Origin of the sequence: Xanthomonas sp. AM6, assembly GCF_025665335.1 — a bacterium.
Taxonomy (GTDB): Bacteria; Pseudomonadota; Gammaproteobacteria; order Xanthomonadales; family Xanthomonadaceae; genus Xanthomonas_A.
In genome coordinates this window covers 2428131-2453649 of sequence record NZ_CP106869.1, presented here as the reverse complement: position 1 = coordinate 2453649, position 25519 = coordinate 2428131, and the positions used below count along the sequence as shown (strand labels likewise).

30 protein-coding genes, 1 tRNA gene and 1 pseudogene are annotated in these 25519 nt (G+C 65.7%); 18 read left to right on the top strand and 14 right to left on the bottom strand.

From position 1 onward, the window contains the following. Positions 1-165: 165 nt before the first annotated feature. Positions 166-1089 carry a LysR family transcriptional regulator gene (locus OCJ37_RS10300; RefSeq protein WP_263113533.1) on the bottom strand — a complete coding sequence of 308 codons (924 nt, stop codon included), beginning with the start codon at positions 1087-1089 and terminating at the stop codon, positions 166-168. An 89-nt stretch (positions 1090-1178) separates the two neighbouring features. Between OCJ37_RS10300 and OCJ37_RS10295 the strand changes: the two genes are divergently transcribed. Together OCJ37_RS10295 and OCJ37_RS10290 are read left to right on the top strand one after the other, a co-directional pair. Beyond that, positions 1179-2195, top strand: coding sequence for an NADP-dependent oxidoreductase (locus OCJ37_RS10295; RefSeq protein ID WP_263113532.1), 1017 nt, complete (start codon positions 1179-1181; stop codon positions 2193-2195). Positions 2196-2205: 10 nt separating this feature from the next. After that, a complete protein-coding gene (locus OCJ37_RS10290; protein WP_263113531.1) occupies positions 2206-2628 on the top strand; it encodes a hypothetical protein in 423 nt (140 codons plus the stop codon). Between the two features lie 186 nt (positions 2629-2814). Here the strand turns inward: OCJ37_RS10290 and OCJ37_RS10285 are convergent, their stop codons facing one another. From OCJ37_RS10285 to OCJ37_RS10255, 7 genes are all read right to left on the bottom strand, one after another. Beyond that, positions 2815-3375: a flavin reductase family protein gene (locus OCJ37_RS10285; RefSeq protein ID WP_263113529.1), complete on the bottom strand. Its 561-nt coding sequence runs from the start codon at positions 3373-3375 to the stop codon at positions 2815-2817. Positions 3376-3426: 51 nt separating this feature from the next. Continuing rightward, positions 3427-4194 (bottom strand): meso-2,3-butanediol dehydrogenase, encoded by a 768-nt coding sequence (locus OCJ37_RS10280; protein WP_263113528.1) that lies wholly within the window; start codon positions 4192-4194, stop codon positions 3427-3429. A 22-nt stretch (positions 4195-4216) separates the two neighbouring features. Then, positions 4217-5053, bottom strand: a complete 837-nt coding sequence (locus tag OCJ37_RS10275) for an oxidoreductase (RefSeq protein WP_263113527.1) — start codon at positions 5051-5053, stop codon at positions 4217-4219. Next, positions 5043-5378: a putative quinol monooxygenase gene (locus OCJ37_RS10270; RefSeq protein WP_263113526.1), complete on the bottom strand. Its 336-nt coding sequence runs from the start codon at positions 5376-5378 to the stop codon at positions 5043-5045. The genes OCJ37_RS10275 and OCJ37_RS10270 overlap by 11 nt, the downstream gene beginning before the upstream one ends. A gap of 71 nt (positions 5379-5449) precedes the next feature. After that, the gene (locus OCJ37_RS10265) at positions 5450-6196 is read right to left on the bottom strand and encodes an SDR family oxidoreductase (protein ID WP_263113525.1); all 747 of its coding nucleotides are present in this window, start codon (positions 6194-6196) and stop codon (positions 5450-5452) included. Positions 6197-6324: 128 nt separating this feature from the next. Continuing rightward, a complete protein-coding gene (locus OCJ37_RS10260; RefSeq protein WP_263113524.1) occupies positions 6325-7230 on the bottom strand; it encodes a helix-turn-helix domain-containing protein in 906 nt (301 codons plus the stop codon). An 11-nt stretch (positions 7231-7241) separates the two neighbouring features. Further along, the gene (locus tag OCJ37_RS10255) at positions 7242-8207 is read right to left on the bottom strand and encodes an AraC family transcriptional regulator (RefSeq protein ID WP_263113523.1); all 966 of its coding nucleotides are present in this window, start codon (positions 8205-8207) and stop codon (positions 7242-7244) included. Between the two features lie 242 nt (positions 8208-8449). Between OCJ37_RS10255 and OCJ37_RS10250 the strand changes: the two genes are divergently transcribed. The 5 genes and pseudogenes from OCJ37_RS10250 to OCJ37_RS10230 all read left to right on the top strand — a co-directional run bounded on the left by OCJ37_RS10250 (position 8450) and on the right by OCJ37_RS10230 (position 11758). Further along, on the top strand, positions 8450-9187 hold the full coding sequence (locus OCJ37_RS10250; protein WP_317633232.1) for an SDR family oxidoreductase: 738 nt from the start codon (positions 8450-8452) through the stop codon (positions 9185-9187). A gap of 125 nt (positions 9188-9312) precedes the next feature. Further along, positions 9313-9537 (top strand): annotated as a pseudogene (locus OCJ37_RS10245) (Atu4866 domain-containing protein); the annotation flags it as partial. A gap of 41 nt (positions 9538-9578) precedes the next feature. Next, the gene (locus OCJ37_RS10240; protein ID WP_263113522.1) at positions 9579-9866 is read left to right on the top strand and encodes a DUF1330 domain-containing protein; all 288 of its coding nucleotides are present in this window, start codon (positions 9579-9581) and stop codon (positions 9864-9866) included. 16 nt (positions 9867-9882) lie between these two features. Further along, positions 9883-10287: a carboxymuconolactone decarboxylase family protein gene (locus OCJ37_RS10235; RefSeq protein WP_263113521.1), complete on the top strand. Its 405-nt coding sequence runs from the start codon at positions 9883-9885 to the stop codon at positions 10285-10287. A gap of 4 nt (positions 10288-10291) precedes the next feature. Next, entirely contained in the window at positions 10292-11758 is a 1467-nt protein-coding gene (locus tag OCJ37_RS10230; RefSeq protein WP_263113520.1) for a cation:proton antiporter, read from the top strand. Positions 11759-12178: 420 nt separating this feature from the next. On the opposite strand, the gene OCJ37_RS10225 is transcribed toward OCJ37_RS10230, so the two are convergent. Beyond that, positions 12179-12841: a hypothetical protein gene (locus OCJ37_RS10225; protein ID WP_263113519.1), complete on the bottom strand. Its 663-nt coding sequence runs from the start codon at positions 12839-12841 to the stop codon at positions 12179-12181. Positions 12842-13730: 889 nt separating this feature from the next. Here OCJ37_RS10225 and OCJ37_RS10220 point away from each other — a divergent pair. From OCJ37_RS10220 to OCJ37_RS10170, 11 genes are all read left to right on the top strand, one after another. Continuing rightward, positions 13731-15239, top strand: a complete 1509-nt coding sequence (locus OCJ37_RS10220; protein ID WP_263113518.1) for an ATP-binding protein — start codon at positions 13731-13733, stop codon at positions 15237-15239. A gap of 156 nt (positions 15240-15395) precedes the next feature. Beyond that, complete coding sequence (locus OCJ37_RS10215; protein WP_263113517.1) at positions 15396-15998, top strand: response regulator; 603 nt, start codon at positions 15396-15398, stop codon at positions 15996-15998. 213 nt (positions 15999-16211) lie between these two features. Then, positions 16212-16877, top strand: a complete 666-nt coding sequence (locus OCJ37_RS10210) for a hydrolase (RefSeq protein WP_263113516.1) — start codon at positions 16212-16214, stop codon at positions 16875-16877. 59 nt (positions 16878-16936) lie between these two features. Further along, positions 16937-17536, top strand: coding sequence for an NAD(P)H:quinone oxidoreductase (gene wrbA, locus OCJ37_RS10205; RefSeq protein ID WP_263113515.1), 600 nt, complete (start codon positions 16937-16939; stop codon positions 17534-17536). Positions 17537-17618: 82 nt separating this feature from the next. Next, a complete protein-coding gene (locus tag OCJ37_RS10200) occupies positions 17619-18041 on the top strand; it encodes an ester cyclase (protein WP_263113514.1) in 423 nt (140 codons plus the stop codon). A gap of 155 nt (positions 18042-18196) precedes the next feature. After that, positions 18197-18673 carry an ester cyclase gene (locus tag OCJ37_RS10195; RefSeq protein WP_263113513.1) on the top strand — a complete coding sequence of 159 codons (477 nt, stop codon included), beginning with the start codon at positions 18197-18199 and terminating at the stop codon, positions 18671-18673. After that, positions 18670-19440, top strand: coding sequence for a glucose 1-dehydrogenase (locus tag OCJ37_RS10190; RefSeq protein WP_263113512.1), 771 nt, complete (start codon positions 18670-18672; stop codon positions 19438-19440). Before OCJ37_RS10195 ends, OCJ37_RS10190 begins: the two co-directional genes overlap by 4 nt. Then, the gene (locus OCJ37_RS10185; protein WP_263113511.1) at positions 19437-19964 is read left to right on the top strand and encodes a DoxX family protein; all 528 of its coding nucleotides are present in this window, start codon (positions 19437-19439) and stop codon (positions 19962-19964) included. Before OCJ37_RS10190 ends, OCJ37_RS10185 begins: the two co-directional genes overlap by 4 nt. A gap of 118 nt (positions 19965-20082) precedes the next feature. Then, positions 20083-21036, top strand: a complete 954-nt coding sequence (locus OCJ37_RS10180; protein WP_263113510.1) for a zinc-binding dehydrogenase — start codon at positions 20083-20085, stop codon at positions 21034-21036. Between the two features lie 29 nt (positions 21037-21065). Continuing rightward, entirely contained in the window at positions 21066-21380 is a 315-nt protein-coding gene (locus tag OCJ37_RS10175) for a putative quinol monooxygenase (RefSeq protein WP_263113509.1), read from the top strand. A 207-nt stretch (positions 21381-21587) separates the two neighbouring features. Beyond that, on the top strand, positions 21588-22019 hold the full coding sequence (locus tag OCJ37_RS10170; protein WP_263113508.1) for a nuclear transport factor 2 family protein: 432 nt from the start codon (positions 21588-21590) through the stop codon (positions 22017-22019). Between the two features lie 385 nt (positions 22020-22404). Here the strand turns inward: OCJ37_RS10170 and OCJ37_RS10165 are convergent, their stop codons facing one another. The 5 genes from OCJ37_RS10165 to OCJ37_RS10140 all read right to left on the bottom strand — a co-directional run bounded on the left by OCJ37_RS10165 (position 22405) and on the right by OCJ37_RS10140 (position 25365). Next, complete coding sequence (locus tag OCJ37_RS10165) at positions 22405-22590, bottom strand: type II toxin-antitoxin system RelB family antitoxin (RefSeq protein ID WP_104564397.1); 186 nt, start codon at positions 22588-22590, stop codon at positions 22405-22407. A gap of 83 nt (positions 22591-22673) precedes the next feature. Then, positions 22674-23033 carry a hypothetical protein gene (locus OCJ37_RS10160; protein WP_152249660.1) on the bottom strand — a complete coding sequence of 120 codons (360 nt, stop codon included), beginning with the start codon at positions 23031-23033 and terminating at the stop codon, positions 22674-22676. A 655-nt stretch (positions 23034-23688) separates the two neighbouring features. Continuing rightward, positions 23689-23781: transfer RNA gene (locus OCJ37_RS10150), tRNA-Ile, on the bottom strand. A gap of 88 nt (positions 23782-23869) precedes the next feature. Beyond that, positions 23870-24694, bottom strand: coding sequence for a DNA-binding protein (locus OCJ37_RS10145; RefSeq protein WP_263113506.1), 825 nt, complete (start codon positions 24692-24694; stop codon positions 23870-23872). After that, positions 24601-25365 carry an ATP-dependent nuclease gene (locus OCJ37_RS10140; protein WP_263113505.1) on the bottom strand — a complete coding sequence of 255 codons (765 nt, stop codon included), beginning with the start codon at positions 25363-25365 and terminating at the stop codon, positions 24601-24603. Before OCJ37_RS10140 ends, OCJ37_RS10145 begins: the two co-directional genes overlap by 94 nt. Positions 25366-25519 lie beyond the last annotated feature (154 nt).

The window sequence follows — 25519 nt, the reverse complement described above, 5'->3', positions numbered from 1 at the left end:
GGAGGCCACGCCCACAACGGAGTCGCTCTAGGGATTCCGTCGTTCCGTCGGCAGGGAGGTCCACGGCGGGCAAGCGTTGCCTGCCCGATTGGCACGGGCCATCGGCAGGAGGCTTGGGGCGCAGGCTGCACAGATTCCGCGCGCGTACAGCCTTCCAGCCTGGCTCTAGCCGTTCGTCTCGATCTTGCGCGCAGCCTCTTGAAGATGATCGATGAACGCGCGAACCGCCGGATTGCTGCGGCGGCTTTCCGGCCACAGGGCGGTGATTCCATATCGAGTAACCGCGAACTCGCTCAGCACGGGCAACAGCTCACCGCGCGCCACGTACGGAGCAGCGATGAACGTCGCCAAGACGCCAATGCCCCCGCCCGCCGTCACCGTGGCGATCACGGCCTCGCTCGCGTCAACAATTATGCCCGCGGCTGGAACTGTTTCGACCTCACGCCCACCCACCTCGAAAGGCCAGCGGAACAAGTGGCCGGTGCTCTTGAAACGGAGGTTTACCGTCTGGTGGTATTCAAGCTCGTCAGGATGGGAAGGCGTTCCATGTGCAGCGAGATATGCGGGCGCTGCGAAGGCGCACAGTCGCAAATGCGCGAGTCGCCGCGAGATGAGTCGCGAGTCCGCTAACTCGCCTAGCCGCACTGCTACGTCGACGCTTTGGTCGACGATATCGATGTAATGGTCGTCAAGCCTCAGGTCGACGGTAACGCCTGGATTCTGCGCACGGAACGCCGGAAGACAGGGTGCGACGAGGTGAAGGCCGATCGGCAGCGAGGTGGCGACCCGGAGAGTGCCGGACGGCTGGGCGCGAGCGGCGGTGGCGACCTGCTCGATTTCTTCGGCATCCCTGAGAAGCCGCAATGCACGCTCGTGGAGGTCACGGCCCTCGGCTGTGAGCGTCAGCGACCTGGTCGTCCGTGTGAACAGAGACAGCCCTAGTCGCTGTTCCAAGCGCTGGACGCTCTTGCTCACCGCGGAGGGAGACACCCCAAGGGAACGCGCCGCCGAGGTGTAGCTGCCGAGCGACCCGGCCCGCGCAAATGCCAGCAAGCCTGTCAGACGCTCGAATGCAACTTGTTCCTTCATGGAACTAGTAAAACGCCTTTGATCCCAATTATCAACCAGGAATCCAGCTTCTACGATGGCGCCCTGGTATCCCCTTCCAGGAAAAAGCGATGAGCGACGTGATGAAAGCGGTTCGGCTGCATACGTTCGGCGGCCCGGACGTTCTGGTTTACGAAGATGCGCCCAAGCCGACGGTCAACCCCGGCGAGGTCTTGGTCCGTGTCCACGCGGTCGGGGTGAATCCACCCGACTGGTATCTGCGCGAGGGCTACACAATGCTGCCTCCGGAATGGCAGCCGCGGATGGCGTTTCCCATCATTCCGGGTACGGACATCTCGGGGGTCGTCGCGGCGCTCGCCGATGACGTCGACGGATTTGCGGTCGGCGATCAGGTCTACGCGATGGTGCGCTTTCCAGCGGGCCTGAATGGGGAAAGCCGCGCCTATGCGGAGTACGTCGCAGTGCCAGCCGCAGAGCTCGCTCACAAGCCTGCGGGTATCGATCACGTTCATGCGGCCGCGGCGCCCATGTCGCTCCTGACGGCGTGGCAATTCATCATCGAGCAAGGACACAACGTGCCGAACCCGCTACAGCCGCGCCAGCATGAGCCGGTGCCGCTCGACGGCAAGTCCGTCCTCATCAACGGGGCAGGCGGTGGCGTCGGTCATTTGCTGGTCCAGTTGGCGAAGTGGCGCGGCGCGCACGTCATCGCTGTGGGGTCCGGCAAGCACGCGGCCATGCTGGGTGAGCTTGGTGCCGATGAGTATCATGACTACGCGCTTACGGATGTCGCTGAGACCGTACGCGGGCTCGACCTCGTGGTCGATGCGGTTGGCGGCGCCCAGAGCAGCCGGTTCCTCCGGACGATCAAGCCTGGCGGCGCCCTGTTTCCAGTCTTCGGCCTGGACTATGACGACAACGGCGAGGCATCCCGGCGCGGAGTGACAGTATCGACCACGCAGGTGGTTTCGAGCGGAGCGCAGCTCGCGCAGATCGGTCCCCTTCTGGACGACGGGACCATCCGCGTCGTAATCGACAGCATCTTTCCCTTGGCCGATGCGCGCCTGGCACATGAGCGTGCCGCCAGGGGCAATCTGCAAGGGAAGATCGTCCTGAGCGTCGTTTGAGGAGAGAGGGATGAACGCTGCTTCCCGGTTTGTCCAAGGCTCCAGCGAGTGGTTCGACATGGTCGGCACGCTCGTCTGCCGCGCTGTGAAGCGAGCTGGATATCCATTTCCGGGAAACTGGACCCTGATCGAACGGTATTCTGACGGAGTGCGTCTGCCGAACGGTTTGATCCAGGGCATTCGCTTCGATCTTCGTGCAGGCGCCGCCGCCTACAGGGTTGGCGTCGCGCCGGAGGAGCAAGGCGATGCCACGATCGAAGTGACGTCAGCGGCTGCGCGTACCCTCAACCTGCTCTACAGCCATGATCCACGGTTCGAAACGAACATGAAACATGCACTCGATTCGGGCGCGATCACGGTCGAAGGTGACCTGTCCCCGATCGCCGAAGCGCTCGCGCAAAGCCACAACGACATCGTCGATCGGACATGCTAGAACGCCCCCGAAGCGCTGCCACGCCACGCGCTACCAGGAGCGCACCCCCCCCCATGCGCGATTTCATCGCGATGGAGGGCACAAGCGTCGGGTCGGATCAAGGCTCGGTCTACACCAGCGACGAGCGGCGCAGTTTCCTGGCATCCCATGGCGCGGTCTGCAGCATGCGTGGGCGCGGCTGCTTGGTTACAGATTCTGCGGCTTGAACCTGCTGCGCCGGCGGATGTGGCTGCCTGCGACCATGAACTCCGCATCGCCGCGATAGTGCAAGGTTTGTGGGCGCTTTGGGGATGCGGCGACATGCGCCTTCACGACCTCCCAGATGAACATGCCGTACTCGTCGACTTGCCGGTCGTCGACGAGCTTGCACTCGAAGTTGGCATGGCATTGGGCGATGAGTGGCGCGTCGACATGGCATGCCGGTTGCGCGGTGAGGCCGAATTTCTGGAACTTGTCGATGCCGTCGGCGCCCGTGCAATTGCCGATGCCCACGACCGTATCGACCATGTCGGCGGTGGGCAGGTTGACCACGCACTGGCGGCTGCGGCGAATCGGTTCGAAACTATGGTTTCCGCTCCAGATATAGCAGGCGAACAGCGCAGGCGAGAAGCCGAGCATCATGTGCCAGCCCATCGTCATGATGTTGTTGCGTTCTCGCCAGCGGGAACTGACCAGCACGATCGGGCCCGGTTCCAGATAGCGTCGGATATCGGTCAGGGGAAAGTCCTGTTTCTCTGGGATTTTCATTGTGCATTCTCCGCAGGGCGCCGGCCACGAAGGCCGGCGCCCGAGGCTGGATCACTTGCCCCATTCGGGGCCGCCGTCGGTGCAGGTCTGGCCGCCGTCGACCGGCAGCGCGATGCCGGTGATATAGGCGGCTTCTTCGCTCGCCAGGAAGGCGATCGCCGCGGCCACTTCCTGCGGCTCGGCGGCGCGGCGCAACGGGATCCGCTCCCACGCCTTCTGCAACAAGGCTGCATCGTCCATGATGCCGTCCACCATCGCGGTGATGGTCAGTCCCGGGCACACGGTGTTGGCGCGCACGCCGTGGCGGCCGTTGTCGCAGGCGATGGATCGGGTCAGGTTGGCCACGGCCGCCTTGGCGGCGCAGTACGCGGCGTGGCTCCAACCGCCGCCCAGGGAGGAAACCGAACCGACATTGACGATCGAGCCGCGGCTGGCGCGCAGGTGCGGCAGCGCGGCGCGCACGATGTAGAAGATGCTGTCCAGATCGGCGCCCATGCACTGCCGCCAATCGGCGTCGGTGGTGTCGCTGAGCGAGCCGACCAGATTCATTCCGGCGGCGTTGACCACGGTATCCAGGCGCCCGAAGCGCTGCACGGTGGCGGCCACCAGCGCATCGCACTCCGTGCGCACGGCCACGTCCGCCGCGACGAGCAACACGCGGTCGGCGGGCAACGCGGCCGAGGCGGCCTCGAGGCGTTGGCGATTGCGGCCGGCGATCGCCACGCTGGCGCCTTCGTCGAGGAAGCGCCGCGCGGTGGCCAGTCCGATTCCGGAGCCGCCGCCGGTGACGAGCACGACCTTGTCGTTGAAACGATTCATGGGAATGTCTCCGAGAAAAAGATCAGGTTTGCGGGAAGTCGGCATTGATCGCGGCATCGCGCCAGCGCAGGAATTCCTCGCGCATGCGATCGATCTTGCGCACGGCGTCCTCATGGGCGCGCTGGCCGAGCAACAGCCGTTCGGGCGGGCTCTGCGCGTCGATCGCCTGCACGATGGCCGCGGCGGCGCGGGCCGGATCTCCCGGTTGCCGGCCGACCGACTGGTGATAGGCGCGCCGCGCCTGGCCGGCGGTGGCGTCGTAGTCGGCGATCGCATCGGCCGCGGCTTCGGCCGAGCCCGCCCACTCGGTGCGGAACGCGCTGGGCTCGATCGTCATGACATGGATGCCCAGCGGCGCGACTTCGTGGCGCAGCGCGTCCGACAGACCCTCGACGGCGAACTTGCTGGCGCAGTAGTGGCCTACTGCCGGATAGCCGCACAGGCCACCGATGGACGTGAGGTTGGCCAGCGTGCCGCGGCGCTGCGCACGCATCACCGGCAGCGCGGCCTGGATCATGTTGGCCGTGCCGCGGTAGTTCACCGCGAACAGCCGGTCGATCGCGCTCGGCGGCGTTTCCTCGACCGCGGCGAAGTAGCCGATGCCGGCGTTGTTGACGACTACGTCGAGCCTGCCGAGCCGCCGCTGGACCTCGGCGACGACGCTGGCGCACTGGCCGGCGTCGGTCACGTCCAACGCGAGCAGGGTGGCGTTGGCGTGCGCGCCGAGGTCTTCGATGCTGTCCAGGCGCCGCGCCGTCGCCACGACCTGGCGCCCTTCGCGTAACAGGTGCAGTGCCAGCTGCCGTCCGAATCCGCTGGAGCAGCCGGTGATCAACCATGTGGTGTTTTCAGTTCGCATGTTCGTCTCCAGGAAACCGGCGGCGGTCGCTGGTCGAGCGCTTGTGGTAGGTGCGGATATCCGGCTCGCCGTCGCACAGCGACGGCACCTGCCGCATGAACGTCCGCACGTAGTCCGTCGCCATGTGGAAGTGGAAATCGGCCTCCGAGCGCCAGTCCTCAAGAACGGTCCACAGTCCATCGTCGTGACCGTCCTGGAGGACTTCGTAGCGCAGGCTGCCGGGTTCGGCCCGGCTGGGGCCGACCAGGGCCAGCAACTGCTGACCGAGCTTCGCCTCTTCGCCGCGCCTGGCAGCGAAGAAGGCGATCTTGCTGATCGCGGTCATGGGAAAGCTCCTTATCGGGCCGGCGGGCGCAGCCCCGCCGCCATCGGGCGGGGCCAGCCGCCGGCGAGGGATTACCAGGGCTGATCGGTGGGCAGCACGAACAGCTCGGCCACGTTCACGTAATCCGGCGCCTGCAGCGCGAACAGGATGGTATCGGCGATATCGGACGCCTTCAGGAACGCCATCTGCTCGCGCAGGCCCTCCATCTGTTCGCGGTAGCCCTTGTCGCTCACGTGCTCGAACAGCTCGGTGTCCACGGCACCCGGCTGGATGCAGGTCACGCGGATGTTGTACTTCTTCGCCACTTCCAGGCGCAGGCCTTCGGAGAACGCGGTGACCGCGTGCTTGGTGGCGCAGTACACCGACAGGCCCGGAAAGACCTTGCGGCCGGCGATGGACGAGGTATTGAAGATGTGGCCTTGGCGCTGCTTCTGCATGTAGGGCAGAACCGCTGCTGTGCTGTTCAACAAGCCCTTGATGTTGACGTCGACCATGCGATGCCATTCGTCGGTCTTGAGCGACTCGACATCGGAGATGGGCATCAGGCCGGCGTTGTTGAACAGGATGTCGATGCTGCCGTAGGCGTCGGCCAGTCGCTTGACGCCGGCCTGGACCGACGCGGCATCGACCACATCCATCTCGATGGCGATGGCCTCGCCGCCGGCGGACTTGATCTGGTCGACCAATGCCTGCAGGCGGTCGACGCGGCGGGCGGCTAGGCCCACCTTGACGCCGTTGGCGGCCAGTTTCAGGGCGGTGGCGGCGCCGATGCCGCTGGATGCGCCGGTGACCAGAGCGATTTTGTCCTTGAGATCCATGAGATTCACCTTTCAGTCGGGGGTAGTGCCGCCGGTGCACAGTGCGTCGGTGGAGCACGGGGCGTAGGTTGCGCCCGTCCGGAAAGTGCTTCTCTTGCCGTCTTGCCGCGTCTGTCGGGATCTTGCGGTCAGGCGTGGCCGCGGTACTCGCTGGGAGTGACGCCGGTCTCGCGCCGGAACACCTGGGAGAAATGGCTGGCGCTGGAATAGCCCACTTCCAGGCCGATCTCGATGATCGAGCGCGACGTTTCGCGCAACAGGCGCCGCGCGCGCTCCATCCGCATTCGGATGAAGTAGCGCGAGGGCGCATAGCCGGTGTTCTGCTTGAACGCCCTGCAAAAGTGGAACTCGCTGAGGTCGGCAGCGCGGGCCAGGCGGCCGAGCTGGAACTCCTGTGCCAGTTCCTGTTCCATCAGCGCCATCGCGCGGCGAAGCTTGAACGCGGGCAGGCCGCCACGCGGGCGCCGCTTGGTCTGGGCGACGCCGCCGTAGCGTCGGACCAGATGGACTGCCAGGCTCTGCGCGAGGCCCTGCACGAACATGCCGCTGGGTTCGTGGCCCGACACCAGCTCCGCACGCAACGGTTCCAGCAAGGCGCACAGGACGGCGTCGCGCGCGCCGGAGACGTCGCGCAACTCCAGTTCGCCCGCGCCGGGGAACACTTCCTGGAAGGCGCGCTGCAGCAGCGGCAATCCCAGATAGAGATGCATGACGGCGAACGGCCCGCGGCCCTCGGCGGCCCAGCGCAGCTCGTAGGGTTCGGCCGCGTGGGTGAGGAAGAAATCGCCGACCGACACCGTGTTGGCGTGCCAGGCACCGCCCAGTTCGCGTTCCTCCACCGTCGCCGTACCGGCCAGTACCCACACCACCAAGGGCTCGGGGACCGCGGGGACGAGCAAGCTCTCCTGGCTCGGCTCGCGCTCGAAGATCTGCACCAGCAGGTCCTCCCAGGCGCGCCCACCGCTGCTGGCCATGCAGCGGCCGGGTATGTGCAGGTCGAGCGCTTCGGCTGAGCTGCGCGGGGCGTCGGACATCGGCGGCTTTCCTAGGAGGACAGGGTTCGAGCTTGCGCGGTGCCCGGCCGCGCGGGGGAGGACAGGTTCAGTACGTCCTTCAGGTGTCGGGCTTCCTCCAACGGGCTGCGTCCGAACATTCGCTTGAACTCGCGGCTGAACTGGGAAGCGCTCTCGTAGCCGACGCGCTCGGACGCGGTGAGCGCGGTGAGCCCGCCACGTATCATCAGCAGCCTCGCCTGGTGCAGGCGCATCGCCTTGATGTACTGGATCGGCGAGGTGGCGGTAACCGCCTTGAAGTGCGCATGGAATGCCGGGACGCTCATGCTCGCCTCGTTGGCCAGCGTCGCCACATCCAGGTCGCGGTCGTACTGGCTGTGGATGCGGCGCAAGGCCTTCGCGATGCGGCCGAAATGGCCGCCGTGGGTCAGCGCCGCGCGCAGGCCGCCGCCTTGCTCGCTCGCGAGCACCCGGAAGGTCAACTCTCTGACCACGCCCGGGCCCAGCAATCGGGCTTCGGTCGGATCCGACAAGGCCTCCAGCAGCCGCACCGTCGCGTCGGCGATGCGCTCGTCGATGGGGGTGGCATACAGGGTGTGAGGCGCCGTGGCGCTGTGCGGCCGGCCTTCGTCCACGGCCAGCGCCAGCTCGGCCGTCATGGTTGGATCGATGCGCAGCGCGATGCCCAGCATCGGCTCCTGCGGGCTCGCCTCGGTCTCGATCTCGAACGGCAGCGGTACGGCGAGCACCAGATAGTGCTGTGCGTCGTACACGTAGGTCTGGCCGCCATGGAAGCCGCGTTTGCGGCCCTGCGCCACGATCACGATGCTCGGCTCGTACAGCGCGGCGATGCGCTCCAGCGGTCGGTTGGAGCGCATCAGGGTGACGCCATCGAGATGCGACTGGGTGTAGCCCTCGCGGACGGCGAGCCGATCGATCAGGTCGACCATCCGCGCCTGGCGGTCGAATGCGGCCGCGGAAGGGGAGGGGTTGGCCATGCGGCGGCTCCGATAGAAACAGGCCATATCTCATCACAGTTGCGAGGCTCTTTGCAGGGCGCGAAGAGGATTGGGCAATGTCCGTAGACGATCCGGGCTTAGCGCCGGAGGCCGCGCTGCCTAGCATGGGGGCACCTGGAGCGGTCCGCGGGACCTCGCCGGGCCAGGTCCCGGCCGGGACCGCCGTCTTCCTCCCCTTGCCGCGGCGCGTCCAGGCGCCGCATCACTTCTGGAGTCTTCCGATGAACATCCCTCACGCATCCAAGGTCGTCCTGGTCACCGGTGCCAGCAGCGGCATCGGCGAAGCGACAGCCCGTTGCCTGGCCCGGCAGGGCCACCGCGTGGTGCTCGGCGCACGCCGCACCGACCGGCTCGAAGCGCTCGCCGCGCAACTGCGCGACGACGGCGGGCAGGTCACGTTCCGTGCGTTGGACGTGACCGACATGCAGGAGATGCGCGCCTTCGTCGCGTTCGCGGAGGCCACGTTCGGCCCGGTCGATGTCATCGTCAACAACGCAGGCGTCATGCCGCTGTCGCCGTTGAACGCGCTCAAGTTCGATGAGTGGAACCGCATGATCGACGTGAACGTGCGCGGCGTGCTGCATGGCATCGCGGCGGTGCTGCCGGGCATGGAGGCGCGCGGCCGCGGCCATGTGGTCAACGTGTCCTCGATCGGCGGCCATGCGGTGTCCCCGACCGCGGCGGTGTACTGCGCCACCAAGTACGCGGTGCGCGCCATCTCTGATGGCCTGCGCCAGGAGACCGACAAGATCCGCGTCACGGTGGTGTCGCCGGGCGTGGTCGAGTCGGAACTGGCCGACACGATCTCCGACGCCAGCGCCCGCGATGCGATGAAGGCGTTCCGGCGGATCGCCCTGCAGCCGGAGGCCATCGCCGCCGCGATCGCCTACACGATCGGCCAGCCCGACGAGGTCGACGTGAGCGAGCTGATCGTGCGCCCTACCGCCAGTCCCTATTGAGGCCAGCGACACGCGCGGCGCCCGGCACGCCTTGGCGGCTGTTGCGGGCACTTCCTGTTTTCTGCGGCGTCTTCAACGCAGCGGATCCAACCATCATCGAGGGACCTTCCATGAATGCACCGTCCTATGTCGGCATGTGGGTGACTGCCGACGGCCATATCCGCCACGAGCTGCTGCCCGACGGGCGCTACGACGAGGCGCGCGGCACGCGCCGCAGCGCCTACCAGGGCCGCTATACGCTGTCCGGCGACCACATCGAGTATGTGGACGATACCGGCTTCAGCGCCGATGGCGACTTCGTCGATGGCGTGCTGTACCACGCCGGCATGGTGCTGTACCGCGAATGGTAGCGCGTCCGCGTTCCCTTCGCCTTTTCCCACTGGAGTTAGAAATGCCTGCTTATCTGATTGGAAACGTCGAGATCCACGACGAACCCGCCATCGCCGAGTATCGCCGCATGGCACTGCCGCTGGTCGAGAAGTTCGGCGGCAAGGCGATCGCCATCGACGCCACACCGGTGCTCTTCGAAGGGAACTGGGCTCCGCGAAACATGATCATGCTCGAGTTTCCCGACCTGGCGGCGGTGCGGAATCTGCTGGCTTCGCCCGAGTACGCGCCGCTTGCGGCCTTGCGCCAGGCGAGCGCGCACACTGACCTGGTCGCCTTCGGCACCGACTGACTTCTGGAGCGACGACATGTCCAATCGCTCCGATCGCCATGCCATCGGCGTGGCAACTCTGAACGCCAGCACCGGCAGCCGCCGCCACGCCGTGGTCGAATGCCCGAAGGGCATCGCGCCGGGCTTCGCCGGCTGGGTCGTCGCGTTCGCGAACGGCGAGGTCATGGCCGGGCCAGGCCTGGACAAGCGGGCCCGGCAGATCGCAGCGATCACGGCGTTGGCCGCGCTCTGCATCGCGACGGCGCGGTTCAAGGCGCACATCGACGGTGTATCGAAGGTCGGCTGCACGCCACGCCAGATCGCCGAGGCGATCCGGCAGATGGCGGCGGATGCGGGCTTTGCCGCGGCGATCGATGGCCTGGCCGTGGCGAGGGCGGCGTTCGCCGCGCCCGCGCTATCAGCCTTGCAAGGCGCGGAGTAACCACGTGGCCCTGTTCGAATCGCTGATGGTCCTGCTGCTGCTCTCGGCGCTGTTCCTGCAGCTGGCGCGTTGGGTACGCGTTCCCTATCCGACGATGCTGGCCCTGGCCGGGGCACTGGTGGCGGTGCTGCCATGGGCGCCGCAGATAGGCATCGACCCGCACCTGGCGCTGGTGCTGTTCGTGGCGCCGGCGATCCTGAGCGCCGCCTACGACACATCGCTCCACGAGCTTCGCCGCCATTGGGCCGCGCTCGTGGCGCTGGCCCTGTTCGCCGTACTGCTGACCACCGCCGCGGTGGCCTGGGTTGGATGGGCCATGGCCGGGTTGCCGTTGGCCGCGGCGATCGCGCTGGGGGCCATCGTCGCGCCGCCCGACGCGGCGGCGGCACAGGCGGTGCTGGCCAGCCAGGGCCTGCCCAGGCGCACGATGACGGTGCTCCAGGGCGAGAGCCTGTTCAACGATGCGGTGGCGCTGTTGGTGTTCGCCGCGGCGGTGGGCTCGCTGCGGTCCGAGACGTCCGCCGCGGCGCTGTGGCGGCTGGGCCTGGCCGCCCCTGCAGGCATGCTGCTGGGTTGCCTGGCCGGCATGCTGTTCGTGCGGCTGTGGCGCCTGTGGGCCGGTACGCTCAGTTCGACGATCCTGGAGTTCGCTTCCACGTTCGCCGTCTGGCTGCTCGCCGAACGATTGCACGCTTCGCCGGTGCTTGCGGTGGTGGCCTACGCGATGTGGGTCGCGCGTTCGGCGCAACGCCATCAGTCCGCGCGCGATCGCATCCACTCGTTCGCCGTCTGGGACGCGGCGGTCTTCATCCTCAATGTCATTGCATTTCTGCTCACGGGCCTACAGGCCCGCGCGATACTCCTGCGGCTGGACCGCGCCGGAATCTTCGAGGCGCTCGCTTTCGCGGCGACGGTGTTCGTCGTGGTCGTCGTGGTTCGCATCGCCTGGGTCATGAGCTATCGGCAGCTTCTGGGGCGCTGGGTGCCGCCGCTGCGGCGGTCGCCGGCCGGAACGGCGCGCACGCGCCTGCTGGTCGGATGGTGCGGCATGCGCGGCATCCTGACCTTGGCCACCGCGATGTCGCTGCCGCCGTTGTTCCCGGGCCGCGATCTGATCGTGCTGAGCGCGTTCACGGTGGTGCTGGGGACGTTGATCGTGCAGGGCGCGACGATCGCGCCGCTGATGCGCTGGCTCGGCATCCCGAAGGACACCACGCTCGAACGCGACCTGTCGCTCGGCCGCGCCGCCCTGGCGCAGGCCCGCACGCGTGCCGTCTCGCACAGTGCTGCCCAGGCCGCATCGGCCGAGGAGGTGGAGCGCGCGGTGGTGGCCGCGCAACGCACGGCACTGCAGCGCTTGCTGTGCGACAACCGGCTCCCGCAGGACGCGTTCCGGATCCTGCAGGAGGAGCTGGACTGGCGCGAGTTGAGCCTGACCCCGCACGCAGAGCGGGACATAAGCGAAGCCTAGGCGTCGGGTGCCGGGCGGCCTGCTTCAGGGATGGATGCCGCACCGCAAGTTGGCCGGCGTTCGGCTGATGGCGCTCTGCCAGCTGCCCGCGGCAGCTAGGCGATCGCCAGTGAGCTTGATAAGCTTTTTTGGGGCGCTCCAACAGGATGCACGCGCGATGCGTCGCGTCGGCTTGGATGCACGCCTTCATCGTGGCAGAGCTCGCGATTTTTGCGCTGCCGCTCGCAGCGGCGCAGCGCTCCAGTCGGCAGGCCTCCGCTCCGGCAGCGTGGAGCGGCAACTGAGCGTCCTGTTGGAGCGAGGGAGGGTTCTCCGCGCGCGGATGGAGCAGGGCACTGGTCCGTACGCCAAAGGAGAGTGGCGCCTGAAGCCGGCCGCTCGAGGCGGGAGTCGCGACGGGCACCCGTATCGAAACAACATTTAAGCCAACGTTTGGGGTAGGTGCCGATGAGGGTGGTGTGGTGGAACAGGATGCCCTTGGGCTTCCGGTTCGGTGTGGCCTTGCTGATGCTTGGGCTGGTGGTCTGCGCCCCCGCGCGCGTCGCCGCGCAGCAGGCGTCGTTCGTCGTGGACCGCTACCGGGTAGACACGTGGAGGTCGCAGGGCGAGATCAAGCTGGCGTTTACCTCCAACCTGGTCCAGACCCGCGACGGCTATCTCTGGCTTTCGTCGCAATCCGGCCTGCTGCGCTTCGACGGCTACCGTTTCAAGGCGTTCACTGCCGACAACGCGCCGGCGTTGCGCGGGCGCATCCGGCTCATCACCATCCCCTTGGCCGAAGATCGCGACGGAGGGCTGTGGATCGGCAGCGGCAGCGGGATGTTCAGGCTGGCGGGCGGGACGATTCGCGCCGTGGCGAGCAACGAGACCTTCAAGCCGGACATCGTCAATGTGGCGGCGGTGGACCGCCACGACCGCCTCTGGGCGGTGACCCGAAGCGGCCGCATCTTTGCCATCGATCGCGATGGGCGCCAGCAGGAAATCGACGACACGGTCGTCAGCTACGCCGGCAGCAGCATGTCGGTCGACAATGCGGGGGACATCTGGATCGCCGCAGGGGAAGGCGCCGTCTATCGGGTCCATGAGGGAGCGCTGAGCAAGGTCGATTTTCCCGATGGCGCCAGACTAGGCAATACCAACCGGGTGTACGCGGCGCGCGACGGGTCGGTCTGGTTCGGCACCGAAACGGCGGTGTTCCGCCTGAGCCAGGGCCGGCTTCGCCGTTTCGCCTTGCCCGCCACCCAAGGCAGGGGCTCGGTTTCGGTGATCACGCAAGCGGCGGACGGGACGCTGTGGATAGGCACGCACGGGGCCGGGCTGCACTGGTTCGACGGCGAACGATTCCGCTCGTTCTCGCGCAAGGACGGGCTGTCGGACGACCGCGTCATCGACATCCTGCCCGATCGGCAAGGTAACGTCTGGGTGGCCACGCGCGACGGGTTGAACCGGTTCCAGCCGCTGCCCTTCGCCGCGTACACCGCCCATTCGGGACTGCCGGTCGAGATGCCGGGCGGCATGGTCCGCGATAGCGCCGGCGGCGTCTGGCTCGCCCCGCCCACCGGAGGGGTCTTCTTCGGAAAGCTCGATAAGCAAGGCGCGCGGTTCGATCGGGTCGATCGAATGGGGGACGATTTCGTGACCGCGCTCGCGCCCGCACGGCGGGGTGGCATCTGGGTGGGCCGACCCGATGGCACCGTCATGCGCCTGGCCGACGGGAAAAGGACGGTCGATCCCGTGTTCACGGGCTTGCCGCCGGTGACCGACATCGTGGAGGACGCGAATGACCGGTTATGGGTCGCCACCTGGCGAGGCATGTACCGGGCCATCGATGGCCGGCTGGGCCGCGTGCAACCGCGTGAGAGCGGGGGCGACGACTACCTGCTGCGGTTGTTTCAGGACACGCGCGGTGCGATATGGGGTGCGGGCCTGACCGGGATACGCCGCATCGACGAGGCGGGCAAGGCCAGCTTTCGTGCCCTGGCCGGAGCAGGTCGCGGTGCGCGCGAACGTGGTCTTCGAGGCGCCGGGCGGGGCGATATGGGTCGGTTCGGAAGAGGGCCTGGTGCGCGTGGCCGGCGGCCGTGTTGCTGTGGTGACTGCACGGCAAGGACTGCCTGCCAGTTGGGTCGGTGCGGTCGAATCCGATGCGTCGGGCCACCTGTGGCTCGGTCAGCTGGGCGGGATCACCCGCATCGACGCCAGCGAGCTGGAGGCGGTGGCCGACGGACGACTGACCGAGCTCACGGACGTGGTCAGCTACAGGGCGTTGGACGGCCTGCCGGGGGGCGACCCGGCTGCCTGGCCGCATCCCTGGTCGCACGACGATGGCAGCGGGAAGCTCTGGTTCGCCATGGGCCATGGCATCGTCGCGATCGATCCGGCGGACGCGAACGCGCCTGGATTCGCGCCGAAGGTGCTGATCGACGAGGCGTCGGTCGACGGCGTTCCGCAGCCAGACCCGCGACGGGTGACCGTGGACGCAGGAGCGCGACGGATCGACCTGAGCTACGCGGGCGTGGACCTTTCGCACGGTCCCGATGTGCGGTTCCGCTACCGGCTCGAAGGTTTCGATCCAGACTGGATCGATGCGGGGACGCAGCGACTGGCGTCCTACACGCGACTGGCGCCAGGATCGTACCGGTTCCGGGTCTCGGCGCGCGACGTGCAGGGCAGCTGGACGCCCGCCGAAGCAGGGATCGACGTGGTGGTGCTCGCACCGTTCTATCTGCAGGTCTGGTTCCTGGCGGCATTGACGTTGGCTATCGTATCGGTCCTGTGGCTCTACCACCGGACGATCCTGCGCACACGCAGTGTGGCCATCCACGACGAACGTACCCGGCTCGCGAGGGATATCCATGATTCCCTGCTCCAGGGATTCGGCGGCATCGCGCTGCAGCTGCATGCCATTGCCCAGGGCGTCGGATCGCACACGGCGGAACGGCCGCGTCTGGACCGGATCCTGGCGCTCATCGATCGCACCTTGACCCGCGCACGGAAGGTGGTCTGGGACATCCGGCAGACTCACGAGCTGGGCGACCTCGCCGCCGCCATCCATACGTCCGCCCATCAGATCTTCGCCGAAACCGATACCGCCGTGACGCTGGAGGTCGACGGACGCATCCGCCACTTGCCCCAGGATGCAACGAGCGAATGCGTGCGCATCGTCGAGGAGGCGCTCACCAACGTGCGCAAGCATGCTCGCGCAACCCAGGTCGGCATCAAGCTTGCCTACACGTGGAACAGGCTGTTGATCTCCATTCGCGACGATGGCTGTGGATTCGACGCCGACAGCATCGCCAATCGGCGAGGTCACTGGGGGCTGCGCGGAATCCAGGAGCGCGCGCGGCGGGTGAGGGCACGGCTGACGATATCCGCACAACCGGGCGCCGGGACCCGGATCGCGCTCACGGTGCCGCTGCGACGTTGGCTGGTCTGGTCGGGGCGCGGGCCAAGCCCCGACACGCCGCTAACGCCGCGATAATCGTGGCCGTTCGTCGCCGCTTGGTGTAAGCGCTTCCAGCCAATACTAGCCAATCGGTGAATTGCCCATCTCCATCCACAAGGCCACCCTGTGCCAATGTCCGTCGGCAACAACCATCTCGAGCCAGCCCCTGCAGCGGATCGACGGATTCGGGTCATGGCGGTAGACGATCATCCGATCTACCGCGACGGGCTGGCCGCTGTCCTGTCGCTGCATGAGGATCTGGAGCTGGTGGCGGAGGCCGGAGACGGGGCCGAAGCGATCCGCCAGTTCCGGGAGCATCGGCCCGATGTCACGCTGATGGATCTGAGCATGCCGGTCATGGGGGGCGTGGACGCCATTTCCGGAATCGTCGCGGAGTTCTCCACGGCGCGCATCATCGCCTTGACGACCTACCAAGGGGACACGGATATCCACCGTGCGCTGGAGGCGGGCGCACGCGGCTATCTGCTGAAGGACGTGCTTCGCAACGAGGTAGCCCACGCGGTGCGCGCCGTATGGCTGCAGGGATGGATATTGCCCGATGCCATCGCGCGCCGGTTGGCGCAATACGTTCCGCGGGTCGAGCTGACCAGCCGCGAAGTGGAGGTGCTCAAGCTCATCGCCAAGGGACTGCGCAACAAGGAGATCGCCGAGCGCATCTGCAGGACCGAGGCCACGGTGAAGGTCCACGTGTTGCATATCCTGAGCAAGCTTCGGGCGCAGGACCGGACGGAAGCGGTCGTCATCGCGCTCAATCGGGGCATCATCCACTTGTGACCGGTCGTGGCGCGCTCCGTGCCGCCGCCTGCCGATCGGGCGTTCGACCGATCGGACAGCCGCATCGCCGCTTCCGCGCGCGCCGCGCCTCGCGCTACGCGATGCGTCCTGCGCTGGATATCCACCAAAAGGCGTAGATATATTCTCAGCCGATGGCGGATTTTCGCCCTCTGCGCTTCGCCTTAACGTGATCCCACTTCCGAGGAGAACGTCATGGCAAGCGAAATGCGCAACAACAAGGTCGGGCTGGATGCCTTGCTCACTCCCGACAACTGCGTTCTGATGCTGATCGACCATCAGCCGTTCCAGGTGAGCGGCGTCAAGAACATCGACGGCGCCCTGCTCATCAACAACGTGGTGGCGCTCGCCAAGTCGGCGAAGGTGTTCGGCGTGCCCACGCTGCTGACCAGCGTGGTGCAGGACCGCGGCGGTTATATCGTCAAGCCGCTGCTGGACGTGTTCCCCGAGCAGACGCCCATCGACCGGACCACGGTCAACACCTGGGAAGACCCGGCGTGCGTCGAGTGGGTCAAGAGGACCGGGCGCAAGAAGGTCGTCATCGCGGCGTTGTGGACGGAGATCTGCCTGGCGTTCCCGGTGATCCATGCGCTGGGCGAAGGCTACGAGGTCTACTTCGTCACCGATGCCTCCGGCGGCACCAGTGTCGAGGCCCATGAGATGGGCATCGCCAGGATGATCCAGGCGGGGGCGGTTCCGCTGACCTGGAACGTGTTCGCATCCGAGTTGCAGCGCGACTGGGCGCGGGAGGAGTCGGCCAAGAAGCTGGTCGAGGTGCTGCTCGAGCACGGCGGCGCGACCGCCACCAACCTGGCCTGGGAGTTCCAGCTCCTGGCCGGCAAGCCTGGCCAGGGCGTCTGAGCGACCGCGCACGCGCGCGTCGAACCGAAACCCATCAAGCAACGATCTGGAGCAAATCCATGGCCAAGGTATTGGTGCTTTATTACTCGTCGTACGGCCATATCGAAACGATGGCCGAAGCGATAGCGCAAGGCGCACGCAGCGCTGGCGCGACCGTCGACATCCGGCGGGTTCCGGAGACGGTGCCCGAAGGGCTGGCGGCAAAGAGCGGCTTCAAGCTGGACCAGCGCGCTCCCGTCGCCAAGGTGGAGGAGCTCGAGCACTATGACGCCATCGTGGTCGGCACCGGCACCCGCTATGGACGCATGTCCGCGCAGATGGCGTCCTTCCTGGACCAGACCGGCGGCCTGTGGATGCGCGGAGCGCTGAACGGGAAGGTCGGTGCGGCGTTCGCCAGCTCGGCGACGCAGCATGGCGGACAGGAAGCGACGTTGTTCTCGATCATCACCAACCTGCTGCATTACGGGATGACGATCGTCGGTCTTCCCTACAGCCACCAGGGCCAGATGAGCGTGGAGGAGATCGTCGGCGGCGCGCCTTACGGCGCCACCACCGTGGCCGGCGGCGACGGTGCGCGCCAGCCGACGGAGATCGACCTGGCCGGCGCCCGGCACCAGGGCGAACTCGTCGCCAGGACCGCGGCCAGGCTGTTCGACTGAACTGGGTCCGGACGCGAGCGGACGCCTCACCCTCCGTGGAGTCCGCCAGCGCTCTCGTTTCCCCCACTACCGGAGTTTTCCAGTGAACCAGGCATCCGAGGCGGCCAAGGCCGTCGTGCGCAGGAATACCGAGCAGGTGCAAGGGCAGGGCGATTTCGCGCTGTTCGAGGAGCTGTTCGCCGACGATTTCGTCGACCACACCCCGCAGCCGGGCACCACGGCCGACAAGGACGGCGTGCGGGTGCTCTACCGGCGGCTGCGCGAGGCGTTTCCCGATTTCCATCCGGTCATCCATTGGCAGACCGTCCAGGACGATGTGGTGACTACGTTCAAGACCTATCACGGCACCCATCGCGGGCCGCTGTTCGGTATCGCGCCGACGGGACGGACGATCCAGTTCGAGACCGTCGATGCGATGCGGGTGCGCGACGGCAAGATCGCCGAGCACTGGGGCGTGGCCAACCTGTTCTCGCTGATGCAACAGCTCGGCGCGCTGCCGTCCTGATGCGGCGAGCCCCGATGCGTCCGTCCACCCGTCTGGATCCTGCGATCGGCAGGCCTGGAGCATAACCATGAACCACCGTTCTTTTCCTCCGAAGCACCCAGTCGCTTCTCTTCTTGCCGGCGACGGGCGCGCCAAGCGCCGCGGGGGCGTCTGACATGGCCGACCTCGATGCGAACAAGGCCGTCGTGCTGCGCTATTTCGACGCGTTCAACCGTGGCGACCTGGCGCATCTCGGCGACATCGTGACCGCGGACTACGGCGACCGCCTGGAAGGGCAGACCGCAGGGATCGGCGTCATCCGCAGCTACCTGCAAGGGCTCAAGGCCAGCTTTCCCGACTTTACCTGGACCATCGAACAGATCATCGCCGAAGGCGATCGCGTGGCGGTGATGAACCGCGTCTCCGGTACCCACCTCGGCGACTTCGGCGGGCTCGCCGCTACCGGCAACCGGGTGGATTTCCGCGCCTTCCAGATCTACCGGATCCAGGACGGCAAGCTGGCCGAGCACTGGGAGGTCGCCGATTTCGCCGCCTTCCAGGCGCAGCTCGGCGTGGCGCCCGAAGCGTCGGCGTTCCACAATTTCCAGAAGACGCTGAAAAGCGACTCGGACACCAAGGAGCCCACGCCATGACCGACCTTCTGGCTGGCAAGGTGGTGGTGGTCACGGGCGTGGCCAGCGGGATCGGCCGGGCCATCGCGATCGCAGCCGCCCGGCACGGCGCCAGGGCCGTGGTCGTTTCCGATGTCACCGAGGCGCCCCGCGAGGGCGGCGAGTCGACGACCAGCGAACTCATGGCGCTGGGCGTGCGGACGCGTTTCGTGCGTGCGGACGTGAGCAGGCGCGAGGAGGTCGAGCGTCTGGTGGAGGCGGCCGACGAGTTCGGTGGCGTCGACGTCATGGTGTGCAACGCGGGCATCACCCTGCGCTCGGACGGTGTCGATGTCGCGGAGGACGATTACCGGCGCCTGATGTCGGTGAACCTGGACGGCGTGCTGTTCTGTGCGCAGGCGGCGGCCAGGCGGATGCAGGCGCGTTCCACGCCCGGCAGCATCGTCATGATGGCCAGCATGGGCGGGATCAGGGGCGCTGGGATGACGATCGCCTATTCGACCAGCAAGGGCGGCGTCGTACTGATGGCCAAGGCGATGGCCGATGCGCTCGGACCGGTGGGCATTCGGGTGAACGCGGTCTGCCCCGGAACCATCGACACCGCGCTGCTGCGGACTACGCCCGGCGTGGCAGAGGCCTCGGAGGGTTTCCGCCAGCGCACGCCGCTGCGGCGCCTCGGCAAGCCGTCGGAGATCGGCGATGCCGTGGTCTGGCTGGGTTCGGACATGTCCAGCTATGTCACCGGAATCGCCTTGTACGTCGATGGCGGATTGTTGTCGGTGCTGTGACCGCCCGGGTCGCCGCCTCCCAGATGCATAGCCTTTCATCTACGCCACCAACCCCGACTATCGATATGCCCACTTCAACCGTATTCGACACCACCTCCGGCGCGCGCCTGGCGTCGGCACTGGCGCTGGCCGGCAGGCTCGCGATGGCCGCGATCTTCCTGATCTCGGGCATCGGAAAGCTGGCCGCGCCAGCGGCCACCATCGGCTACATCGCCTCCGCCGGCCTGCCATTGCCGCAGGCGGCCTTCGGCATCGCGGTGCTCGTCGAAATCGTCGGCAGCGTTGCCTTGGTGATCGGCTACCGTACCCGGTGGGTGGCGGCGGCGCTGGCGCTGTTCTGCGTGGCCACCGCATGGGGCTTCCACGCCCAGTTCTCCGACCAGAACCAGTTCATCCATTTCTTCAAGAACCTGGCCATGGCGGGCGGCTTCCTGCAGATCGCCGGCTTCGGCGCCGGGCGCTACAGCCTGGATGCACGGCGGCGTAGTGCGTCCATGGGCGTGCCTGTAGCCGACAGGGGATGAGCGGCGCGCCGGCACGGAACGTTCGCGTCCGATGCGTTCGCTGGGCCGGCGGACCGGCTCGCCACAGTCGGGATGGATTCCAGATTCGCCAACATCGTTTCCCCATCAAGAGTTTCCTATGACGACAACGATTCGCTTCCATCGATATGGCGGTCCCGAGGTGCTGGTGCCGGAGGACGAACAGGTCGGCGCGCCGGGGCCCGGGCAGGTCCGGTTGCGCCATGAGGCGATTGGCGTCAACTTCATCGACACCGCCTTTCGCCAGGGCATCTTCCCCATGCCCTTGCCGGGGGTCACCGGCGTCGAGGGCGCCGGCGTGATCGAGGCTGTGGGGGCAGGGGTCGAGGGCATCGCCATCGGCGACCGGATGGCCTACTTCCTTTCCCCAGGGGGCTACGCCCAGGTGCGCTTGGTGAATGCGGCTGATCTGGTCCATACCCCGAACGATCTGTCATCGGCGCAGATGGCCACGATACTGACCAAGGGCCTGACCGCCTGGGCCGCGATGAACGGCTTCTACCGGCTCGAGGCTGGCGACACCGTGCTGGTGCAGGGCGCCTCCAGCAACGTCGGCATGCTGCTTTCGCGCTGGGCCAAGGCCAGGGGCGCAGCGGTCATCGGCACCGCGAGTTCGCAAGCCAAGTGGGCGGCGCTCGGCGATGCGGTCGACTGCGCATTGCTGTCGGGCAGCGACGATCTAGCCGGGCAGATCCGCGCCTTCGCGCCGAACGGCGTGGATGTCGTGTACGAATTCGTCGGCAAGGCCACCTTTGCCGCGTCGGTGGCTGCGGTGCGCGATGGCGGCACGATCGTCGCCATCGGCGCCGCATCCGGGGCGCCGGTGGTAGACCGGGCAGGATTGGCGGCGCGTGGCGTGCATATGGTCGGCGGTCCTATGGCGCAGCATCTTCAGGGCAGGGTGGTGCAAGCCGCCAGCGAGGTGTTCGATGCGTACCGACAGGGTGTCTTCGGCAAGCTCGATGCCGCCCGCTATCCGCTCGCCAGCGCGGCCCTCGCGCATGCCGACATCGCGGCGCGGCGTGCATCGGGGCCGATGCTGCTGATCCCGTGAGTGCCGCCTCGAATCGTCAGGAGATCGATATGTCCCACGTCACCAACATCGCCTTCATTCGCGCCAAGCCAGGCCGCTGCGAGGATCTTGTGGCGCGCCTGCTCGCTCTGGTGGCGCCCTCGCGGCAGGAGGCCGGCTGCATCAACTACGACGTCCACCATTCGCTGGACGACCGCGAGCTGTGCTGCGTCTACGAGAACTGGCGCTCGGCGGAGGATCTTGCAGCGCATTTCCAGCAGCCGCACATGCAGGCATTCGCCGCCGACCTGCCGGCACTGGTCGAAGGCGATCTGGACCTGCGCGGCTTCTCCATGGTGTCCCGACCGGAGCCTTGGCGTCTGTAGGGCGTGCGGCGGCTATCGACCTTGAGTCGTTGGCCTGGACATCGGTCCGCACGCATACGCGATCCGCATGTCCGATAGGAATCGGCAATCCCAGTAAACGAAACGGTATTAGCGCGGCGAGTACACGGGCCTAGGATTTCACCACGGCCCCGGCATCCGATCCGGTGCAGGACCGCCGACCGGAACCCTCGACTCAGGAGCATGCAAATGATCAACCAAGCGAACGAGAAGCTGATCCGCGGCCTGTACGACGCCGTCAACAGCAAGGATCTGAAGACCATTGCGGATTTCGGTGCGCCCGAAAGCGAATGGCTGGACGTGCCGTTCGACTTCACCACCTATGGGATCAACGCCATCATCGATCCGTGGAAAAGCTGGTTCGATATTTTCCCGGATGCGAACTGCGAGGTGCGCAGCATCGTGGCGATCGACGACTACGTGGTTGCGCAAGGTGTCGGCCGTGGCACGCACCTGGGAGTGTTCAATTCGCCGGCGGGCGAGCTGAAGCCTACCGGTCGGGCGATGCAGGTCAATTTCTGCGATGTCTACCGGCTCAAGGATGGCAAGATCATTCGGGCGGACTCGTACTTCGACTTCTACGGTCTGTTCAAGCAGCTTTCGCCGGGTGCTCCCGCATGAGCGATGCGCTTGGTGCGGGTGAGAGGCACGAGATGCTGGCGACCAGACTGCGAGCCAGGTCTTAACATAATATACATTATGCGAAATGTTGTGGTACGAGTCCGGCCTGCAGACCTGCCCGCCATTGAGCCAAAACGCGCCTGTCCCGAACTGGATGATTGCCGCGCAGGAAATGCCCCCGTTCCCGCAGGCATACACCCCATTTGCCGCGGACATACGCCGCACATTTCTCGGAGCCTGGACAAGTCGCCACGGCTTTGATGGAACGACGGAAAAAACGCCCCGGAGTTGACCAGAACAACCGCCAGTACTGAAATCTGGACCTTAAGTTCCAGCAGCGCTGTTCCATAGGACGACAAGTTCCTGCAGCTCTGGACCTGGTTCATCAGCGAGCTTCTATCGCTTCGCGGCGGCTTCGATCGCAGCGTGTGCGCGCCATCACTTGGTCGTGCGAAATCGTCGGCCGCGTGTCGGCCACGGCGCGCTCGATCTTCGCCCGGAACCACCAGTCGTAGTCCTCGGCGGCTTCGGTCGACTCAAATTCGGAAACACGGGGATCGAGCTTGGCCATGTTTACTCCAAAATGGAAGGAAGGAAAAGCTGCTCCGGATTGGCCAAGATGGCATGCCGATGTCGGTCTGGTGTTCCCAGACCTTAGTAGAAGTCACTGCGGCTTTGTTGGTAGCTCTCGAAGGCTTGCTCGATCTCAGTATCAGTGGGATCTCGGTAGATCGAGCCACTGGACTGTTGCAATCGATGAGTGACACGGTACCAGCCCCGAAAATCGTCGAAGGAAAAGACGAAGCCCGACTTGGCAACAACCTCCTCTGGAGGAAGCACAGGTTCATCCTTTAGCCTTTTCACCACGCCCGCCGCAGCATCTGCTGTCGCGATTGCTGTGCCCTCGCCTTTATCAAGATGGAGGGAAAACGTTGCAGCCCATACATGAGGCACAGCCTGAGACAACAGCCATGATCGGTACTGCGGATCTAGTTCGTCTGCGAGGTCATTCATGCCGCTTCTCTCTCCCCACGGTTCTGCTTACGATGGTTAGCTAGGGTGTGCGCTTACTCGTGCCATAGCATCAACGCCCCATGCGGGGCATGGCACGCGACCGGTAGAGATATGCCATGCCACTCTCAGTGCCTCTGCATCGACCAAGGCATGGTGTCGTCTGGACCGAACTGCAGGATGAGCCTCAAAGTAGGCTTCCACCAATGTCGCCGTCGGCCTGTCGTGAATGATCTGCACATCCACTGGCCGAGGTGTCGGGCCGCACGCATAGACTTGGGTATCGGGTAGATCGAAGCCCGCGAGCACGTAGTGGAGAAGCTGGAGATCGTTGGCGTAGTCCGCAAAGATCATTGGAGCACTTGCGGAGTTGAGAAAACCGCGTACGCGCTTGGTCATTGCTTGATCCGTCAGGACCGACTTGTCCCGATCCAGCAGTGGATACACGACGCTTCGAACGAAGTCAGTCGGACGCGCCGGCAAGACCTCTCGCTCGGCGTAGAGGTAGTCAATGCCGTTCTCCGCCACCAGGGCGATGCTGACGAGCTCAGAGCCTAGAGTGTCGGCCCACTCGGTATCTAGAAAAAAGCGCATCAATTAAATGCCCGGGTAGAAGCAAGGCACGGTTCAACGCGTCATCCGCGACGACGCGAACAGGTGGTGCCCCTGGCCGGGCTCGAACCGGCACTTGCCGCTTATCTGGCGCTGACGGGATATAAATCCGCTGCTCTACCAATTGAGCTACAGGGGCGTGATCGTTGCGATCACGCCGGTATTCGAAAGCCGGGCTCGTAGCGGTGGTAGGCACTCATGGCTTGAGCATACCATGCGCTTGTTGTCTAACGTGCGGCGCGGCGCGGCTTGCGTGCCGCCGGTGCGGCCGACTTCTGGCGTGACGTTTGCCTCGCTGAGACGGTACGTTGTAACTCTGCTGCCAGGGTGTCGGCTCGAGTTCGCTCGACGGCAGCTTCTCGTAGCGCCTCAGCCAACGCCTGACGGGTACTGTCTTCTTGCTGGCGAGCGTGCTGTTCAAACGTTTGACGCTCCCGTTGTGCGCTCGTAAGTTGCTTTAGAAGTGCCTGAGCTTCCTGCCGTGCCCGATCGATCTCTACATGTGCCCTATCTTCAATTGCGCGCACATGGTCGGCCTGACGATTGCGCTCGATGGTGATCACCGCCTCACGCTCGCTGTAGCGGCCCTGCAGCGCACCAAGCTCTTGTTCCATCTGGGTGCAGCGATCACGCAAGTCTTCGCGTTGCGTGGTCAGGTCGGCAATTTGAGTAAGCTGTTGATCGCACAAGCGCTGGAGATCGGCCAGCCGCTGTTCGGCGACAACCAGCGACTGCCGAGCTTGGTTGGCAGCAACGGAATGCTGATGAATCTGCGCTTGCCAAGCGGCCTCCCGATTGCCCAAGTCATCTTGTAGTGCGACGAGGTCGGCACGCTGTTGAGCCAGGTTGGCGTCAGCGTGGCGCTGTGCGGCTGCCAGCGCATGCTCCCACCACTGTGAGGCCAAGGTCGCCAGCTCCGCAGGGGCATTGGGTAGCTCAAGTCTGACCTGCTGCGCGGTCAGCCGCTCACCCAATCTTCCCCACCAGGTTTCCAGCCAGCGAACCACGGTGTTTGGCGAGCCAGTGCCAAGATGAGCACGGATTCGTTCCACGGTCGGACGTTCGCCAAGCGCGACAAGCGTGTCGGCGGCGGCGTGGACGTCTGATTCTGTGATGCCTCTGGCCATTGAAGTGCCTCCCGGATTGGCGCCCTGCCCCGCAGTTGACGTACTCGCGATAAGTTCAGATTGTCGGCCTCGGTGATCTTGGCGAGCGCCGTTCCAGCTGCCCAGGTGAGTTGCTTTTCGCTGTATGTGCCGATCAGGCCGACGCCGACCTTGGCACGATCGGCGGCCTTGAAGTCGACCCCATCGGGGTTTCGATCGGTGACGATTTTCCACTTGGGCTCCAGATCCTTTGCGACGAGGAGGCGAGCGCTGAGGACATACTCATCATCGTCCTCCGGCTCGTCGTTCAGCTTGAACTTGTCTTTGTTCCAGCCTCGAAGATGCGCGCCGTACTTTTGCTCCGCACAGAACTCGGGCAACAAATCCCCGAGAACGATCTCGATGTGGATCGCGTTATCCGTGTCGCATTGGTGGAAGTCGGAGTCGTTGAAGGCATGGTTCCATTGCGGGCTGAACACGCAACGGATCGCTTCAAGGACAGTGGTCTTCGTCGAATCGCCCTTTCCGATCAGGCAGAACGTCTTCTCGTCAGGGAGATCCCATTCGAGTTTGCAAATCCCCCTGAAGTTCAAAATCTTCAGCTGTCTGATCTTCATTGCACTCCCTTATTCTCGCCGTTCCGATAGCCGTCAATCCTGCAAGTCCAACGCACGCAGCCACGCATCCACTTGGCTGAAGGCGTCCTGCTGCCAATGATCCTCCGTACAGTCCCCCCTTACTTCGGCGCCCTCCTCCGCTTGGATAGGAAGG